We start from the raw sequence: 17,968 nt of genomic DNA on the forward strand, positions 1-17,968 counted from the left end.
TTGACTTTAAAAAACAGATCAAAAGATCGCAGCCTCGTTGCACTCGACAGCTCCTACAGGTCGCACAAATTTCAGGCATAAAAAAGCCCCGCCTCTGCAAAGAGAGCGGGGCTTTATTGTGGGCGAGGGGTCAGCCTCGCCATGCAGCATCAGAAGCGGTAGGTCGCGCCGACACCGAAACCGTTTGCCGAGTTTTCATACTTGGCGTCGTAGGTCTGGCCACGATTGTTTTCGTTGCGGATCTTCACCGACTCTTCCTTCAGGTACGAGTAAGCGACGTCGATGGTCAGGTCGTCGGTCGGGCTCCAGCCGGCACCGATACTGAAGATAGTGCGGTCGCCAGTCGGAATGCGTGGCGAACGGTCTTCGTTATTGGTCGGCGACTGGTCGAAGGTCAGGCCGGTACGCAGTACCCATTCCTTGTTCAGCTGGTACGAAGTACCCACGGCGTAAGCCCAGGAGTCATGCCAGTTCTGGTCTTCGTTGATCGAACCGAACTGGCCGGCCAGCAGCGGCTGAACGCCAGAGTTTTTCACGGTGATTTTTTCCAGCTGGCTCCAACGGGTCCAGGTGGTACCGGCATACACGTTCCAGCGATCGTTGATCGCCTGGGTAACCGAGAGGTCGACCGATTCAGGTGTGGTGATCTTCAACGAAGCGTCGTACTTCTGGCTGGAGCCCAGGCCGACTGCGGCCAGTGCGCCGTAGTTGACCTTGGTGTTGCCTTCGAGCTTGTAGTCGACTTTCGAGTGATAGGTCAGGCCCACGCGAGTGGTGTCGGTGGCTTGTACCAGCAGGCCGACGTTGTAGCCCAGTGCGGTGTCGTCACCCTTGATCTTGACCTTGCCGTCCGGCAGGGCTTGAGTGATCGACAGGTTGGATTCCAGCGCACCGTCAATGCGGTTGATGGTTGGGCCGAAACCGATCGACACTTTGTCGTTGAATGCGTAGCTGACGGTCGGTTGGAAAGTGATGACTTGCACTTCGGACTTGCTGCCGAAGTAACGGCCGGCAAAGCCGTTTTCATAATCCGTGATCAGGCCGAACGGCACATAAACGCCGAGGCCGAATGCCCAGTGCTCATCGATCGGTTTGACGTAGAAGCCCATAGGTACAGCGGTGAGGGGCACCATGTCGCCTTTGTTGCTGCCGCCATTGGGGCTGGAACTGGCATTGCTGATATCGGTGTGAGCATCGACAACGGCTACACCACCGGTAACCTGTTCGCGCTTGATGCGCGACATGCCGGCAGGGTTGCCATAAACAGTGCTTGCGTCGTCGGCAGAAGAAGATCGCCCGGCAAAACCAGTCCCCATCCCACTGATGCTTTGTTCGTTGAGGGCAAAGCCGGCCGCGAAAATTTGCGTGGAGGCGAGGGTAACGGCGAGGCTAAGGGTGGTTTTGAGCATGACTTTTTTCATTATTAGAACTCCTGGTGATCACCGGGGCGAAAATTACCAACATTTTCGTCCCAGCGCCATAGTCCGTATGCCTTGAGTTAGAGCGGTTTTGTAGGACAATCAGACCAGATTCGCCACCTGTTGGCAGATCTTCGGAAACCGGTCGGTCAGCACGCGACCTGATTCACCGGTGAAACACAGGTGCGCCATGCGTAAGTGAAATCACGCAGACGACCCTGGGGTTGAAAGGTCTGGCGCCAGATACGCGCCATTGCGAGCAAATCGTTCGGATCGGGGAGGGTGGGGTTTTGTTCTTCAACCAGTAGCCAGGCGATGGCGGTGGCGTAACGCAGATTCACCGTCAGTTCCAGGTGTGGGCCAGTCAGGAATGCATGCTGACTGGCGAGGCCGCGAACCAGGCTGGCGCGTTCCGGATCGAGCGCCAGATAGTCATCCCACAGGGCTTGATGGCGATGCTCGGCGATGCGGTAGAGGCCGTGGCCACGACGGTCATGCAGGGCGGATCCGAGGGCTGACTGACTGGCGGCGATGCCCAGCAGCAATGATTCGGCGGTGGCGCAGTGACGTCCCAGATAGATCAGCGTTGGACGGATCACATATCGACACAGTTCGCTGGCAGCGATACCCATAAAACCCTCGGATCTTGTTAGGAATGGCGAGTCCTGAAGGGGGCTTGGCAGCAATGGATCGGTTCAGGCTCGCCGTAAGCGGATCACGCCGCTTGAGTTGAAGTGTAGTGTCATATTCGCGACGTAAAGGCCTGTTTTTAAAATATTTCCGGCTTCGAGTTATAACCGTTATACCCGTTGGTGCTTAGGCGCCAAGGGCAAAAAGTGAAACATCGGGCAATAAAAAGCCCCGCATTTTGTGCGAGGCTTTTGCTTTTGCAGCCTTTTCGGCTCTCAGGCAATCAATGCCTGACGTGTACGGTCGATCACGGCCTGCAGCGGTTCGGCGCTGGAGTACTGATCGGGGTACAGACGCTCGCTGTGGCGGGCGATACCGTGTTCGTTGACCAGTGTGAAGCTGAAGCAGCCTTTGCGAGCGGCCATGATCAGGCAGTTCATTGGTGCAAAAGCGTTGGTTAGGGTGCGAATGGCATCCTGAGTGTGGATTTGAGTAGACATAGTTATTAGGTGTTCCTACAAATGACACGGATAAGAACCGTGCAACGTTAAAACGTTCCAGTAACGTCGACCACCATTGGTCGAACGAAGAACCCGACTGGAACAAAGCAGCCAGTTTGAAGCGCTATTAAGTTGGCGCGCTTGGGCTGGCAGGTAGGTACTTAGGAGGGCAGGCAGCACAACGAGGGCAAAGGTTCTGGGCCCGGGGTGAAGATCCTGATCAATTTGCAGGTTGGTTCGGTCAGAGTAAGTGGTCTTCGCAACACCCTTCGCATCATTGGAAGGCAGTGTTGTCGCAAGATTTACCTGGAAACCATCGAGGGGTCGTTCCCGCTTTTTTCGGTAGGTCTTCTTTGTAGAAGGCTGACCGTGGGGATGTATTCGACCGGAATTGACTTTCAGCTTGGTACTAACGCCGAGGATACTAACGGATCGAAACCGGTAACGCAAACTTCCTGTGGGAAAAGATTGCAGTGACTGACCGAGTCTGCTTTGCGAGCCGCTTGATTGCGCGTAATTGGCGCATTTTTTGACCGCCGGTCGGTGAAGATATCTTCATCAAAGCGTGCGCCAGACTGGCTTATCCCCAGACCGACTGCCAAAACGACCCGAAAAAGCGCACCGATATAACCGGGTAACAGGTACTTGTGCACATTAGTTGCGCAAGCTGTAACGGCACTGTCACATCAATCCTGACCCCGATGGCTGCCTGCATCGAAAGTTTAAGTCAATGAAAAACATCGCTTTTTTTTGTTGGTGAAAAAATCGTCAGTTTGACTGCGAGCCCCATTCCATAAGGCTTTGCGAGGGTTGGAGAGCGGTTGTCCACTGAGTTATCCACAGCTTCTGTGGATTGTCCCGAGCGCTTGCTCTAGGACGGGCGTGCCGGGTTGTTTTTCGACTTTACCTGTAAGAAAAAGAGAGTAGAGTGGCGCGCCTTCCGATTCGTCCCACAGTGCTTTATGAAGTTTCGCTCAGTATCAGACTCTGTTACCTCACAACCTCCTCCTGTTACCCCGCCCAAGCGATTTACTGTTCGCGTCGCCGAGTGGTTGCTCGACAGCCCGCGCCTGAGCGACAGTCATAATGCCAAGCACCTTGCTGGCCGCCTCCTCAAGCAACCGGCACGAGAAGGTGTGGTGGCTGCGCAAAGCCGTCTTGGGCAGTTGATGTGCCGTGAGTGTGGCAACGCACGGGATCGTCGCATCGGTCAGGATCTGCTGCGTCAGGCCGCCCGCGCCGGCGACCGTCGCGCGCAACAGGAACTCGGTCTGCTCGAAGACTGAGCTGTCCAAGACCTGACGCCTTGGTTAACCTTCAGGCTTTATAAGATCGGCGGGAGTGGCTATGGCTATGGACTTGACCAGCGTCTTGCTGGGGCTTGCAGGGGCGGGACTGCCACTATTGGCGCTGGCCTGGCAACTGCAACGCCGGGCAAGCAACGGCCAGGCCGAGGTCGCTTTGCTCGAAGAACGGCTGGCCATGGCGCAACTGGCGCAGGACGGACTCAACGCGCAGCTCGACGCCAGCCGTGATGAAATCGCCGATCTTGGCCAGGCCAACGCCGCCAAACAGGCTGACCTGGCGGCCCTGCGCCGGGAAGTCGAACTGTTGCAGATCGAGCGCGACGACGCCCGCGATGCCTCCCACGCCTGGAACCTCGAACGCGCGAACAAGGAAGCCGAGCTGCGCCGTCTGGACGCCCAGGCCGCTTCGCTGAACGCCGAGCTGCGTGAGCAGCAGGAAAGCCACCAGCAACGCCTCAGCGACCTGCAAGGTTCGCGCGATGAACTGCGTGCGCAGTTTGCCGAACTGGCCGGCAAGATCTTCGATGAGCGTGAACAGCGCTTTGCCGAGACCAGTCAGCAACGGCTCGGCCAGTTGCTGGATCCGCTCAAGGAACGCATTCAGTCCTTCGAAAAACGTGTGGAAGAAAGTTATCAGGCCGAGGCCCGCGAGCGCTTCTCGCTGGCCAAGGAACTGGAGCGCTTGCAGGCACTCAATCTGCGTCTGAGCGACGAAGCCACCAACCTGACCCGTGCCCTCAAAGGCCAGAAAACCCAAGGCAACTGGGGTGAGCTGATTCTCGAACGGGTGCTTGAACACGCCGGCCTGGAGAAGGGCCGCGAGTATCAGACCCAGGTCAACCTCAAAGGCCCGGATGGCGAGCGCTTCCAGCCTGACGTGATCATCTATCTGCCGGGCGACAAGCAAGTGGTGGTGGATTCCAAGGTGAGTCTCACCGCCTATCAGCAATACGTGGCTGCCGACGACGACACCCTCGGGCAGATCGCGATCAAGCAGCACGTCCTGTCGTTGCGCAATCACGTCAAAGGTCTGGCCGGCAAGGACTACAAACGTCTGGAAGGCCTGCACAGCCTCGATTTCGTTTTGCTGTTCGTGCCGATCGAAGCGGCGTTTTCGGCGGCGTTGCAGGCGGAGCCATCGCTGTTTCAGGAAGCCTTCGACCGCAACATCGTCATCGTCAGCCCGACCACCTTGCTGGCGACTCTGCGGGTGATCGACAGTCTGTGGAAGCAGGAGCGTCAGAGCCAGAACGCCCGGGAAATCGCCGAGCGCGCCGGGTGGCTGTACGACAAGTTCGTGCTGTTTATTCAGGATCTGGACGAGGTTGGCAATCGTCTGCAACAGCTGGATAAAGCCTACAGTTCAGCGCGCAACAAGCTCACCGAGGGGCGCGGCAATCTGGTCAGTCGCAGTGAACAGCTGAAATTGCTCGGCGCGCGGGCGAGCAAAAGCTTGCCGGCAGATTTGCTGGAGCGGGCGATGACCGATGTCGATGGTCTTGTCGAACTCCCTGAATAAAGATCAAAAGATCGCAGCCTCTATAGCGGCAAGTACCGACTCAACAACGCCCGCAACGCCGCCGGTTTCACCGGTTTCGGCAGATAATCCAGCCCCGCCGCATGCACCTGCGCAACCATCTCCGGTCGCCCGTCAGCACTGATCACCACTCCTGGCACCGGCTCGCCCAACGTGGTGCGCAACCACGCCATCAGCTCGGTGCCGGTATCACCGTGGTCGAGGTGATAGTCGACCAGCGCCAGTTGCGGTCGTACGCCTTCACTCAACAGTGCCGCACATTCCTCACGATTGCGCGCCGTCCACACTTGGCAGCCCCAGCGGCTCAGCAGGCTGTTCATGCCGATCAGAATGCTGTCTTCATTGTCGATGCACAGCACCTGCGCGCCGCTCAGCAACTTGCCATTCAATTCGACGGCGGCGCTGGCCGGCACGGCTTGTGAGCGGGCCAGCGGCACGCTGACACTGAACACACTGCCGCGCCCCGGCCACGAGCGCACACGCAAGGTATGCCCGAGCACCCGGCACAAACCATCGGCAATTGCCAAACCCAGGCCGAGGCCTTTTTCAGCGCGGGTCTGATGACTGTCGAGGCGTTTGAACTCTTCGAAAATCACTTGCTGTTTATCTTCCGGGATCCCCGGCCCGCGATCCCACACTTCCAGACACAGTTCGCCGCCACGTCGGCGCACGCCCAGCAACACCGGGCCTTTGGCATAACGGAATGCGTTGGTGAGGAAGTTCTGCAAAATGCGTCGCAGCAATTTGATGTCGCTGTCGATGCGCAAATGACTACCGCGCACTCGAAAGGTCAAACCCTGTTCCTGCGCCAATGCCTTGAACTCGGCGCCGAGAATGTCGAACAGCTCATTGACCGCAAACGGCTTGCGATCCGGGTTGATCTTGCCGTTTTCCAGTCGGGAAATATCCAGCAGATCACTGATCAAATCCTCGGCCGAACGTAAAGAGCTGTCGAGGTGCTGCACCAGTTTCTGCGCCTCGCTGCTCAAACCGTCGTCCTGATGGGAGAGGGCGGCGGAGAACAGTCGGGCGGCGTTCAGCGGCTGCATCAAGTCGTGGCTGACCGCCGCGAGGAAGCGGGTTTTCGACTGGTTGGCGGCTTCGGCGGTGCCCTTGGCTTCGGTCAACGCGACGTTGAGTTGCGACAGTTCCTGAGTGCGCTCGCTGACCCGTTGCTCCAGCCCTTCGTTGGCCTCGGTCAGCGCTTGTTCGGCTTCGCGGAACGCGGTGATATCAGTGAAGCTCATAACGAAACCGCCACCGGGCATCGGGTTACCGATCAGCTCGATCACCCGGCCGTTGGGGAACAGCCGCTCAGACGTGTGGGCGCGGCCCTGGCGCATCCAGTGCAAACGGCGGGCAACGTGCACTTCGGCTTCACCGGGGCCGCACAGACCACGTTCGGCGTTGTAGCGAATAATGTCGGCAATCGGTCGGCCGACGCTGATCAAACCGTCCGGGTAGTTGAACAGTTCCAGATAGCGGCGGTTCCACGCCACCAGTTTCAGCGACTGGTCGACCACGCTGATACCTTGGGTGATGTTTTCGATCGCGCCTTGCAACAGCGCGCGGTTGAACTGCAGCACTTCAGAAGCTTCGTCGGCGATGCGGACTACGTCCTCCAGTTGCATTTCCCGACCTTCGATGGCGGCTTTTACTACAGCGCGCGTCGAAGAAGCGCCGAGAACACCGGCCAGCAAACGCTCGGTATGAGCAATCCATTCGCCGTCGGCATTCTGGTTCGGGTTGAAGCCTTTGCCTTGACGATAGGCGAAGCGAATAAAGCTCTGGCGCGCACGTTCTTCACCAACAAAGCGCGCGGCCAATTGCAGCAAATCGTCGATCTGCACCGCCAGCATCGAGCGAGCACTCGGGCGGGCGCTGATTTCCTGACCGATGAAACGCCCGGCCTGCCAGTGCTCCGAGACGCGCGTACGCGACAGCACCGAGACCCAGGCGAACAAAGTGAAGTTGCCGGCCAGCGACAGCACCACGCCTTGGGTCAATGGGGTGATCGGCAAATTCAGCGGATTGCTGTGCAGCCACGCCAGCCCCGGAAAACTGTTCAATGACCAGCCGAGACTGTGCGCGGCGATCGGCAGAATCAGTGTGTAAAACCACAGGAAAGTGCCGGCGGCCAAACCTGCAAAAACGCCACGGCGGTTGGCCTGCTTCCAATACAAGGCACCGAGCATGGCGGGTGCCAGTTGCGTGACGGCTGCAAAAGCGATCTGGCCGATGGTCGCCAGGCTCGCCGTTGAACCGAGCAAGCGATAGCTGACGTACGCCAGCAACAGAATCACCACGATGCTCACCCGGCGCACCGAGAGCATCCACTGACGGAACACTTCGAATGGGCGCTCGGCGTTATTGCGGCGCAGCAACCACGGCAACAGCATGTCGTTGGAGACCATGGTCGATAGTGCCACGCTGGCGACAATCACCATGCCCGTGGCCGCCGACGCGCCGCCGATAAACGCCAGCATCGCGAGTGCCGGATGCGCCTGCGCCAAGGGCAGGCTGATCACGAAGGAGTCTGGCAGTACGTCGCTGGGCAACATCATCTGACCGGCTAAAGCGATCGGGACTACAAACAAAGCAGCCAGTGCGAGGTAGGCCGGAAACACCCATTTGGCCAGACGCAGATCCTGCGGATCGATGTTCTCCACCACGGTGACGTGAAATTGCCGGGGCAGGCAGATGATCGCCATCATCGCCACGCCGGTCTGCACCACCATCGACGGCCAGTTGATGGTTTCTTTCCAGTATTCCTCAAGTCGCGGGGCGAGCATGGCCTGGTTGAACAGGTCTTCGAAACCGTCATACAGCCCATACGTGACGAAGGCGCCGACGGCGAGAAAGGCGAACAGTTTGACCAGCGACTCAAAGGCAATCGCCAGGACCATGCCGCGGTGGTGCTCGGTGGCGTCGAGGTTGCGCGTACCGAAAACGATGGTGAACAGCGCCAGCACCAGCGACACGATCAGCGCGGTGTCCTGGGCGCGGGTGCCCATGGCGTCTGCCCCGGCGCCGATCAACAGGTTCACGCCGAGGACGATACCTTTGAGTTGCAGGGCAATGTAGGGGAGGACGCCGACCAGACAGATCAGCGCAACGACCACCGCCAGCGATTGTGATTTGCCGTAACGCGCAGCGATAAAGTCAGCGATCGAGGTGATGTTCTCCTGTTTGCTGATCATCACCATTTTCTGCAGGACCCACGGCGCGCCCACCAACAGCAGGATCGGTCCGAGGTAAATCGGCAGGAATGACCACAGTTGTTCGGCTGCCTGGCCGACCGCACCGAAGAACGTCCAGCTGGTGCAGTAAACCGCCAGCGACAGGCTGTACACCCAGGCACGCATACGCGGCGGCAATGGCGCGCTGCGTCGGTCGCCGTAGAAGGCGATGGCGAACATGATGGCCATATAGGCCAGGGCGACGGCGGCGATCAGCCCGGTGGACAACGACATGCAACACTCCCGACAAAAGACTCCCCGGCACTCCTGCCCGGGCGGACAGTCTCGCATGCGCGGGGCGGTTAGTCAGTGTCGACCAAGGTCGTGGCGTGGCGGGGTGTCGCAGGTTTGAATGGAGGCGTTGTGCGTTGACATTACCAGGCATCGAACCCTGTAGGAGCTGTCGAGTGAAACGAGGCTGCGATCTTTTGATCTTTCAAAATCAAGATCAAAAGATCGTAGCGTGCCGCAGCTCCTACAGGAATATCGGTGTCAGTCCAGCCGCAGCGCGATATCGATCAGATAATGCAATTCTTCCACTTCAAGCGCCGCCGCCGAAAACAGGATCCGGAACACCACCGGCGCCACCACCAGATTGATCAACCGATCAACACTCGGCGCCGCCTCATCCGGGTGCCGCTCAATGATTGTCTGCAATTGCGCGCCAATGATCGTCACGCAATAACCCGGCGTAGCGCTCGCCTGCACGTCGCGCATCATGTTGCGCCCAGGCTCCGAACTCATCTCATCGAGATACTGCTCGGCCCACGCACGAATATCGCTGCGCAAGCTGCCGGTTTGCGCCGGTTCGCTGTCCGGGCGCATGCGGGCGAGGGCGACGTCTGCTAGCAACGCGGACAGATCACCCCAACGCCGGTAAATCGTCGATGGCGTAACCCCCGCACGTGCGGCGATTTGCGGGACGGTCACGGTCGAACGCTCCTGTTCTTGCAGAAGCGCGCGGACTGCCGAATGAATTGCATCTTGCACCCGGGCACTGCGGCCGCCGGGGCGTAAACCTTCTTTAATAGCCATGGCGCAGACCTTAACACAAAGAATTTGCTTTAAGCGCGAAGCGGTAGCACACTGCGCAAAAGCAAAAAATTAGCTTTTGCGGAGTGTGCACATGACCAGCCTTGCTTCCAATCGATCCAGCCTGTGGTTTCTGGCGATCACCTTACTCAGTTTTCTCGCCGCCTCCACCGCGCCGACGCCGTTGTATCACCTGTATCAGGATCAACTGCAATTCTCGGCTGCGGTGCTGACGCTGATCTTCGGCGTTTATGCGCTCAGTCTGTTGGCGGCCTTATTAACCGTCGGCTCGCTGTCCGATCACCTTGGACGCAAACCGGTGATCTTCACCGCCGTTTTGCTCAACGCCTTGGCGATGCTGCTGTTTATCTACGCCGACAGCGTCGCATGGCTGATCAGCGCGCGAGTCCTGCAAGGGTTTGCCACCGGCATGGCCACCGCTGTTTTAAGCGCGACATTGCTCGACACCGATCGTCAGCAAGGGCCGCTGATCAACAGTGTTGCACCGTTGCTCGGTATGGCATTGGGCGGTATGGGCTGCGGTTTGCTGGCCGAGTTTGCGCCGGCGCCGTTGCAACTGACCTATTGGCTGCTGCTCGCACTGTTCGTCTTGCAGGGCGTGTATGTGTGGCGCTTGCCGGAAAGCGTCACCCCGCAAGCCGGGGCGTGGGCTTCGTTGCGCCCGACCTTGCAAGTGCCGGTGCAGGCGCGCTCGACGTTGTGGCGCGTGTTGCCATTGAACACCGCGACCTGGGCGCTCGGTGGTTTCTATGCGTCGCTGGCACCTTCGCTGGTGCGCACCGCCACCGGTTCGACTTCCAATCTGATCGGCGGCGCAACCGTGGCAGCCCTGACGGTGACCGGAGCATTGATGATTTTCACGCTGCGCAATCGTCCCGCGACAAGGGCGTTGCAGCTGGGCGCGAGCCTGTTGCCGATCGGCCTGGTGTTGATTCTGCTGGGTGTACACAGCGCCAGTCTGTCGCTGTTTTTCCTCGGTACGCTGGTGGCCGGTTGCGGCTTCGGTTCGGGATTTCTCGGCGCCGTGCGCAGTTTGGTACCGCTGGCTTTGCCCCATGAACGAGCAGGATTGATGGCAGCCTATTACGTGCTCAGTTATCTGGCGTTCTGCCTGCCGGCGTTGCTCGCCGGGCGCTTGTCGCGCAATTACGGTTTGCTGGCGACCACCGATGGTTACGGTGCGGTGTTGATTGTGCTGGCCGTCGGCGCACTGTTGCTCAGCCTGCGTCCCGTGGCAGCCAAGGCGTGCAGCGCTCCATAAGCGTTGCGGTTTCGGTTAGCCTTGGCCAGCCCTGTTCTCACGGATCGACTCATGAAGATTATTCGCAGCAAGACCTTCACTGCCGAGCGCGCTTGGGGCGCGCTGGAGATTGCCAACATGAACGGCATCACCACGCGCCTGCACTGGACCGATCAGCCGTACAAATGGCACATCAACGACGGCGAGGAAGTGTTTGTGGTGCTCGATGGCCAAGTGGTCATGCACTACCGCGAGCTGGGCGAAGAAAAACAGGTGCAGCTCGACGTTGGTGACATCTTCTACGCGAGCGTCGGCACCGAGCACGTCGCCCATCCGCAGGGCGCAGCGCGGATTCTGGTGATCGAGAGCGAAGGCACCGTTTAACCGCTTATTGGTAAAACAGATAACAGTTAGAGATATTACCCGTTATATAGATATTCGATTCGGTTCTACCATGGGCTCAACCTCACCAGAGGACAGGAGTTCATGATGATTTGCCCCAATAGCGCCAAACCCGGCATCAAGCCGTTCCGCCAGCTTCAGCATCCGCGCGAAGTGATCCGCCAGTTCACCCCGAACTGGTTCGCTGCCACCATGGGCACCGGTGTGCTGGCGTTGGCGCTGGCGCAATTGCCTTTGGCCATTCCAGGGCTGCACGCCATCGCCGAAGGTTTGTGGTTGTTCAACATTCTGTTGTTCAGCCTGTTTACCGCTGCTTATGCCGCGCGCTGGATCTTGTTCTTTGATGAAGCGCGGCGGATCTTCGGTCACTCCACGGTATCGATGTTCTTCGGCACGATTCCGATGGGCCTGGCGACGATCATCAACGGCTTTCTGTTGTTTGGTCTGTCGCGTTGGGGCGACGGTGTGATTCATCTCGCCGAAGTGCTGTGGTGGATCGATGTGGCCATGTCGCTGGCTTGCGGCGTGTTGATTCCGTACATGATGTTTACCCGTCAGGAACACAGCATCGACCAGATGACTGCGGTTTGGCTGCTGCCGGTTGTGGCGGCAGAAGTAGCGGCGGCCAGCGGTGGTCTGCTTGCGCCGCATCTCACCGATGCTCACTCGCAACTGGTGGTACTGACAACGAGCTACGTGCTCTGGGCCTTTTCCCTACCGGTAGCGTTCAGCATTCTGACGATCCTGCTGCTGCGCATGGCCCTGCACAAACTGCCCCACGAAAACATGGCTGCCTCGAGCTGGCTGGCCCTCGGCCCGATCGGCACCGGTGCGCTGGGCATGTTGCTGCTGGGCGGTGATGCGCCAGCGATCTTCGCGGCAAACGGTCTACCGGGCATCGGCGAAATCGCTTCGGGTCTTGGACTTATTGCAGGGATTACGCTGTGGGGCTTTGGTCTGTGGTGGATGCTGATGGCGTTGCTGATCACCGTGCGGTATTTGCGTGACGGCATCCCGTTCAACCTTGGCTGGTGGGGATTTACCTTTCCGTTGGGTGTGTATTCGCTGGCAACCCTGAAACTGGCGAGCACCTTGAACCTGACGTTTTTCAGCGTAGTCGGCACGCTGTTGGTGATGTTGCTGACGGTGATGTGGCTGATCGTCGGTAAACGCACGGTGCAAGGCGCCTGGCGTGGCGAGCTGTTTGTCTCGCCGTGTATCGCAGGTTTGAAGAGGTTTGAAGAAATAACCTGAAAAGTTTAGGTAAGGTGTGGCCTGGATCGCGGTTCGAGAATCCAATAAGCAGTACCCAGGCCTCTCTACCTTAAACATCAGGGAAACACGGAAGATGAGTCACCCCTCACAGTTCAACCTGCTGCGCACCCGGCGCTTCTTGCCGTTCTTCATCACGCAGTCGCTCGGCGCCTTCAACGACAACGTGTTCAAGCAGTCACTGATCCTCGCCATTCTCTATCGGCTGACCATCGAGGGTGACCGTTCGATCTGGGTCAACCTGTGTGCGCTGCTGTTTATCCTGCCATTTTTTCTGTTCTCGGCCCTGGCCGGGCAGTTCGGCGAAAAGTTCGCCAAAGACGCGCTGATCCGTCTGATCAAGCTCGCGGAAATCGCGATCATGGCCGTGGGATCGGTCGGTTTCCTCTTCGATCACTTGTCGCTGATGCTGGTGGCGCTGTTCGCCATGGGCACGCACTCGGCGCTGTTCGGGCCGGTGAAGTACTCGATCCTGCCGCAGGCGCTGCGCGAGGATGAACTGGTTGGCGGCAACGGCCTGGTGGAAATGGGCACGTTTCTGGCAATTCTCGCCGGGACGATTGGTGCCGGGGTCATCATGTCTTCGAGTCACTATGCGCCGTTGGTGTCCTGCGCAATCGTCGGGATTGCCGTGCTGGGCTATCTGGCCAGCCGCAGCATTCCCCGTGCAGCGGCGTCCTCCCCGGAAATGCGCCTGAACTGGAACATCTTCAGCCAGTCGTGGGCGACGTTGAAACTCGGTCTGGGCCAGACTCCGGCGGTGTCACGCTCGATTGTCGGCAATTCGTGGTTCTGGTTTGTCGGGGCGATTTATCTGACGCAGATTCCGGCTTACGCCAAGGAATGGATGCACGGCGATGAAACTGTTGTAACGCTGATTCTCACCGTGTTCTCGGTCGGTATCGCGCTGGGTTCGATGCTTTGCGAGAAGCTGTCCGGGCGCAAGGTCGAGATCGGTCTGGTGCCGTTCGGCTCATTTGGTCTGACTGTGTTCGGCCTGCTGCTGTGGTGGCACTCCGGCGGAATTCCCGACAGTGTCACTGGCCACAGCTGGATCGAGGTGCTGGGCTTCGTGCACACCTGGGCGGTGTTGGTCGATATTCTTGGCCTCGGCATCTTCGGTGGTTTCTACATCGTGCCGCTGTATGCCTTGATCCAGTCACGTACCGCCGAGAACGAGCGGGCGCGGGTGATTGCCGCCAACAACATTCTCAACGCGTTGTTTATGGTGGTATCAGCCATCGTCTCGATCGTGCTGCTGAGCGTGGCCAAGCTGTCGATCCCGCAGTTGTTCCTCGTGGTGTCGCTGCTGAACATCGGCGTCAACGCCTACATCTTCAAGATCGTCCCCGAGTTCAGCATGCGCTTCATGATCTGGCTACTCAGCCATTCCATGTACCGCGTCGAGCACCGCAACCTTGAAGCGATTCCCGATGAAGGCGCGGCATTGCTGGTGTGCAACCACGTGTCGTTCGTCGACGCCTTGCTGATTGGCGGCGCGGTGCGTCGGCCGATTCGCTTTGTCATGTACTACAAGATCTACAACTTGCCGGTGTTGAACTTTATCTTCCGCACGGCGGGGACGATTCCGATTGCCGGACGTAATGAAGACATCCAGATTTACGAAAAGGCCTTCACGCGCATTGCTCAATATCTGAAGGATGGTGAGCTGGTGTGCATCTTCCCGGAAGGCAAGCTGACGGCGGATGGCGAGATGAACGAATTCCGGGGCGGGCTGACGCGGATTCTTGAGGAGACGCCGGTGCCGGTGATTCCGTTGGCGTTGCAGGGGTTGTGGGGGAGTTTCTTCAGTCGCGATCCGAATAAAGGTGTATTTCGGCGGTTGTGGTCGCGGGTGACGTTGGTGGCGGGAGCGCCGGTGGGCGTTGATGCGGCTGAGCCGGCGAAGTTGCAGGGGTTGGTGGGGGAGTTGCGCGGGGCAGTCAGGTAGTCGCTGATTGTGTTGGCGTTATCGCGAGCAGGCTCACTCCTACATTTGAAATGCGTTTCCCTGTAGGAGTGAGCCTGCTCGCGATTGCGGTAGATGCCTAAGCGCTGACCTTAAGGCCAATCAACCCGGTAATGATCAACGCCACACTGGCCAGGCGAATCAACGCCATTGATTCGCCAAACAGGATAATCCCGGCAATCACCGTACCCACGGCACCAACACCGGTCCAGATCGCATAGGCCGTGCCCAGCGGTAATTCCTTCATCGCAAGGCCCAGCAGGCCCAGGCTGATGGCCATGGCCGCGATGGTCAGAACGGTGGGGAGTGGGCGGGTGAAGCCGTCGGTGTATTTCAGGCCGACGGCCCAGCCGACTTCGAACAGGCCGGCGAAAAACAGAATGATCCAGGACATGAAAGACCTCCATCGATTGACGGGGTCGTCCCCAGATTAATGACTCGATCGAGCCGCAGGGTCGTCCCCGCGTTGCGCAATAGTTTGACGAGCATTAACCCGGGGATCAAGTTTCGAGGTCAGTCAGTCAGCCGCTCGCTGCGCCAGTGTTTCGCGATCTTCCTTTTCACTCATACGCCGGAAGTACGTCGACAGCAGTGCGCCGGAAATATTGTGCCAGACGCTGAACAGCGCACTCGGCACCGCCGCCAACGGCGAAAAATGCGCACTGGCCAATGCCGCGCCCAACCCTGAATTCTGCATGCCCACTTCCAGCGCCAGCGATTTGCGCTGGGCCAACGGCAACTTGAACAGGCGCCCGGTGAAATAGCCCAGCAAATAACCGAAGCTGTTGTGCAGCATGACCACGGCCATGATCAACAGGCCGGACTCGGCGATCTTTGCCTGACTGGCGGCCACCACGGCGGTGACGATAATCACGATGCTGACCACCGACACCAGCGGCAATACATCCACTGCGTGACGCACTTTGTCGCCGAGCAAACGCTGGGCAACCACACCGAGAATGATCGGCAGCAGCACCACTTGCAGGATCGACCAGAACAGCTCCATGAACGACACCGGCAACCACGCTGAAGCCAGCAGCCAGATCAGCGCCGGCGTCAGCAGCGGGGCGAGGAGGGTGGTGACGGCAGCGATAGCCACCGACAATGCCAGGTCGCCGCGAGCCAGCCAGGTCATGACGTTGGAAGAAGTACCACTCGGGCAGCAGCCGACCAGAATCACCCCGACGGCGATTTCCGGTGGCAGGTGAAACACCTGGCAGAGTAACCACGCCACGCCGGGCATGATCACGAAATGTGCAACCACGCCCAGCGCCACGCGCCACGGATGGCGGGCAACGGCAGCGAAGTCGTCGAGTTTGAGGGTCAGGCCCATGCCGAACATGACAAGCCCGAGCAACGGTACGATCGCGCTTTTCAGGCCGAGGAACCATGCTGGTTGCAGGAACGCAATCACAGCGAAAATCAGAACCCAGTAAGCGAAGGTATTGCCGACAAAGCGGCTCAGTGCAGCCAGTGCGCGCATGGGCTGATCCTTATTATTAAATGAGCAACACAAAACAAATGTAGGAGTGAGCCTGCTCGCGATAGCGGTCTTTCAATCAACACATTAGTTGAATGTCAGTCCCTCATCGCGAGCAGGCTCACTCCTACAGTTTGGACATCACAAGGCGTTAGATCCCCTGCGGAGTCTCTTCGCCACCCAACGCTTCAACCAGCGCTGGCAGGAAGTCGCCGAAGGTCAGCATCATCAGGGTGAAGCTGGCGTCCAGTTGCCCCAGTGCCTCATCACCGCCGTCCTGTTCCGCTTGATCCTGCAGCAGATCTTCGAACTTCAGACGTTTGACGGTCATCTTGTCATCGAGCATGAACGACAGTTTGTCCTGCCAGGCCAGCGACAGTTGAGTAACGACTTTGCCGGTGCTCAGGTGCAGCTGGATTTCTTCGCTGGTCAGGTCCTGACGTTTGCAGCGGACGATGCCGCCGTCCTCGTGGGTGTCGCGCAGTTCGCACTCGTCCAGTACATAGAAGTCATCGGCCGCTTTCTGCGTGGTGACCCACTCGGTCATGACGGCTGTCGGTGCCATTTTTACCGTCAGCGGACGGACGGGCAGGGTGCCGATTACTTCGCGCAGGGTCGACAGCAGGTCTTCGGCGCGTTTCGGGCTGGCCGAGTTGACCAGAATCAGGCCTTGTTTCGGCGCGATGGCGGCGAAGGTCGACGAGCGACGGATAAAGGCGCGCGGCAGGAACGCCTGGATGATTTCATCCTTGATCTGATCGCGTTCCTTCTTATAGACCTTGCGCATCTGTTCGGCTTCGATCTCTTCGACCTTTTCCTTGACCGCGTCGCGCACGACGCTGCCTGGCAGAATGCGTTCTTCTTTACGCGCGGAAATCAGCAGGAAGTCACCGCTGACGTGCACCAGCGGAGCATCTTCGCCTTTGCCGAACGGCGCGACGAAACCGTAGGTGGTCAACTCCTGGCTTGCACATGGACGCGCCAGTTTGGTGGCCAGTGCAGTTTCCAGCGCCTCGGCATCGACAGGCAGGTCTTGGGTCAGGCGATAGATAAGCAGGTTTTTGAACCACATGGGGTGAGTCTCTCCTTTATACAAAGGGGGGCATTATTGTCTTCGCCGTCTCATAGGCCAACCCTTCTCTAAGCCTTTGGAAGGCCTGAGAAAATTATTTAAAAAAGTGCTTGCCAGAGGTTGGGTCGCTCCGTAGAATGCGCGCCACACCGAAGCGAAGGGTGATTAGCTCAGCTGGGAGAGCGTCTGCCTTACAAGCAGAATGTCGGCGGTTCGATCCCGTCATCACCCACCATTCGTTTCAAGTGTTTAGCGCAGCGGTAGTTCAGTCGGTTAGAATACCGGCCTGTCACGCCGGGGGTCGCGGGTTCGAGTCCCGTCCGCTGCGCCATATTCGGTAACCTGGACCACTGAACGCCAGGTCACCACGGAAGAACCCGCCAAGGCGGGTTTTTTTCTGCTCCAAGGTTGTACCCGCGGGATGTGTCGTTTCACCGGTTTTCGGATTTATTTGAAAAAAACTTCAATTAAATCAACACTTTACGAAAACTTGTGGCATAATGCGTCCCGTAACGAAGCGAAGGGTGATTAGCTCAGCTGGGAGAGCGTCTGCCTTACAAGCAGAATGTCGGCGGTTCGATCCCGTCATCACCCACCATTCGTTTCAAGCGTTTCGCGCAGCGGTAGTTCAGTCGGTTAGAATACCGGCCTGTCACGCCGGGGGTCGCGGGTTCGAGTCCCGTCCGCTGCGCCATATTCGGAATCTGGAACACTGAACGCCAGATTCCACAGAAAGCCCGCCTTGTGCGGGCTTTTTGCTGTCTGGCGTTTGGGTATTTTTCGCTGCGTATAACTATGTAGTGCCTGCCGGGCGTGCCGCTTTCGGAGAATGGGCGATGTTTTTCATGA

At 58.5% G+C, this 17,968-nt stretch carries 14 protein-coding genes and 4 tRNA genes; 10 read left to right on the top strand and 8 right to left on the bottom strand.

Going from position 1 to position 17,968, the window contains the following annotated elements; all coding sequences use genetic code 11:
* Positions 1 to 149: 149 nt before the first annotated feature.
* The 3 genes from CCX46_RS08650 to CCX46_RS08660 form a co-directional block, all read right to left on the bottom strand.
* Positions 150 to 1,421: an OmpP1/FadL family transporter gene (locus tag CCX46_RS08650; protein WP_127926372.1), complete on the bottom strand. Its 1,272-nt coding sequence runs from the start codon at positions 1,419 to 1,421 to the stop codon at positions 150 to 152.
* 146 nt (positions 1,422 to 1,567) lie between these two features.
* Positions 1,568 to 2,050, bottom strand: coding sequence for a hypothetical protein (locus CCX46_RS08655; protein WP_127926373.1), 483 nt, complete (start codon positions 2,048 to 2,050; stop codon positions 1,568 to 1,570).
* Positions 2,051 to 2,323: 273 nt separating this feature from the next.
* Entirely contained in the window at positions 2,324 to 2,548 is a 225-nt protein-coding gene (locus CCX46_RS08660; RefSeq protein ID WP_034156218.1) for a hypothetical protein, read from the bottom strand.
* Positions 2,549 to 3,510: 962 nt separating this feature from the next.
* Here CCX46_RS08660 and CCX46_RS08670 point away from each other — a divergent pair.
* A complete protein-coding gene (locus tag CCX46_RS08670) occupies positions 3,511 to 3,834 on the top strand; it encodes a sel1 repeat family protein (RefSeq protein WP_127926374.1) in 324 nt (107 codons plus the stop codon).
* A 175-nt stretch (positions 3,835 to 4,009) separates the two neighbouring features.
* A complete protein-coding gene (gene rmuC / locus CCX46_RS08675; RefSeq protein ID WP_177413894.1) occupies positions 4,010 to 5,374 on the top strand; it encodes a DNA recombination protein RmuC in 1,365 nt (454 codons plus the stop codon).
* A 20-nt stretch (positions 5,375 to 5,394) separates the two neighbouring features.
* Here rmuC and CCX46_RS08680 read toward each other — a convergent pair whose 3' ends face one another.
* Together CCX46_RS08680 and CCX46_RS08685 are read right to left on the bottom strand one after the other, a co-directional pair.
* Entirely contained in the window at positions 5,395 to 8,865 is a 3,471-nt protein-coding gene (locus tag CCX46_RS08680) for a hybrid sensor histidine kinase/response regulator (RefSeq protein WP_127926376.1), read from the bottom strand.
* A 258-nt stretch (positions 8,866 to 9,123) separates the two neighbouring features.
* Positions 9,124 to 9,666, bottom strand: coding sequence for a TetR/AcrR family transcriptional regulator (locus CCX46_RS08685; protein ID WP_116032303.1), 543 nt, complete (start codon positions 9,664 to 9,666; stop codon positions 9,124 to 9,126).
* A gap of 91 nt (positions 9,667 to 9,757) precedes the next feature.
* On the opposite strand from CCX46_RS08685, the gene CCX46_RS08690 reads away from it, so the two are divergent.
* The 4 genes from CCX46_RS08690 (at position 9,758) to CCX46_RS08705 (ending at position 14,549) form a co-directional block, all read left to right on the top strand.
* Positions 9,758 to 10,945: an MFS transporter gene (locus CCX46_RS08690; RefSeq protein WP_127926377.1), complete on the top strand. Its 1,188-nt coding sequence runs from the start codon at positions 9,758 to 9,760 to the stop codon at positions 10,943 to 10,945.
* A 51-nt stretch (positions 10,946 to 10,996) separates the two neighbouring features.
* On the top strand, positions 10,997 to 11,308 hold the full coding sequence (locus CCX46_RS08695) for a cupin domain-containing protein (protein ID WP_127926378.1): 312 nt from the start codon (positions 10,997 to 10,999) through the stop codon (positions 11,306 to 11,308).
* Positions 11,309 to 11,413: 105 nt separating this feature from the next.
* Positions 11,414 to 12,580, top strand: a complete 1,167-nt coding sequence (locus tag CCX46_RS08700) for a TDT family transporter (protein WP_127926379.1) — start codon at positions 11,414 to 11,416, stop codon at positions 12,578 to 12,580.
* A 94-nt stretch (positions 12,581 to 12,674) separates the two neighbouring features.
* Positions 12,675 to 14,549, top strand: a complete 1,875-nt coding sequence (locus CCX46_RS08705) for an MFS transporter (protein WP_127926380.1) — start codon at positions 12,675 to 12,677, stop codon at positions 14,547 to 14,549.
* Between the two features lie 97 nt (positions 14,550 to 14,646).
* On the opposite strand, the gene sugE is transcribed toward CCX46_RS08705, so the two are convergent.
* The 3 genes from sugE to rdgC form a co-directional block, all read right to left on the bottom strand.
* Positions 14,647 to 14,961 carry a quaternary ammonium compound efflux SMR transporter SugE gene (sugE, locus tag CCX46_RS08710; protein WP_122597317.1) on the bottom strand — a complete coding sequence of 105 codons (315 nt, stop codon included), beginning with the start codon at positions 14,959 to 14,961 and terminating at the stop codon, positions 14,647 to 14,649.
* Positions 14,962 to 15,084: 123 nt separating this feature from the next.
* A complete protein-coding gene (locus tag CCX46_RS08715) occupies positions 15,085 to 16,050 on the bottom strand; it encodes a bile acid:sodium symporter family protein (RefSeq protein WP_077571745.1) in 966 nt (321 codons plus the stop codon).
* Positions 16,051 to 16,198: 148 nt separating this feature from the next.
* Positions 16,199 to 17,119 carry a recombination-associated protein RdgC gene (rdgC, locus tag CCX46_RS08720; protein ID WP_127926381.1) on the bottom strand — a complete coding sequence of 307 codons (921 nt, stop codon included), beginning with the start codon at positions 17,117 to 17,119 and terminating at the stop codon, positions 16,199 to 16,201.
* A 159-nt stretch (positions 17,120 to 17,278) separates the two neighbouring features.
* On the opposite strand from rdgC, the gene CCX46_RS08725 reads away from it, so the two are divergent.
* The 4 genes from CCX46_RS08725 to CCX46_RS08740 all read left to right on the top strand — a co-directional run bounded on the left by CCX46_RS08725 (position 17,279) and on the right by CCX46_RS08740 (position 17,813).
* A tRNA-Val gene (locus tag CCX46_RS08725) sits at positions 17,279 to 17,354 on the top strand.
* 19 nt (positions 17,355 to 17,373) lie between these two features.
* A tRNA-Asp gene (locus CCX46_RS08730) sits at positions 17,374 to 17,450 on the top strand.
* 191 nt (positions 17,451 to 17,641) lie between these two features.
* Positions 17,642 to 17,717: transfer RNA gene (locus tag CCX46_RS08735), tRNA-Val, on the top strand.
* 19 nt (positions 17,718 to 17,736) lie between these two features.
* Positions 17,737 to 17,813 (top strand) — tRNA-Asp (locus CCX46_RS08740).
* Positions 17,814 to 17,968: the final 155 nt, after the last annotated feature.

It is taken from the genome of Pseudomonas sp. RU47, from assembly GCF_004011755.1.
Taxonomy (GTDB): Bacteria; Pseudomonadota; Gammaproteobacteria; order Pseudomonadales; family Pseudomonadaceae; genus Aquipseudomonas.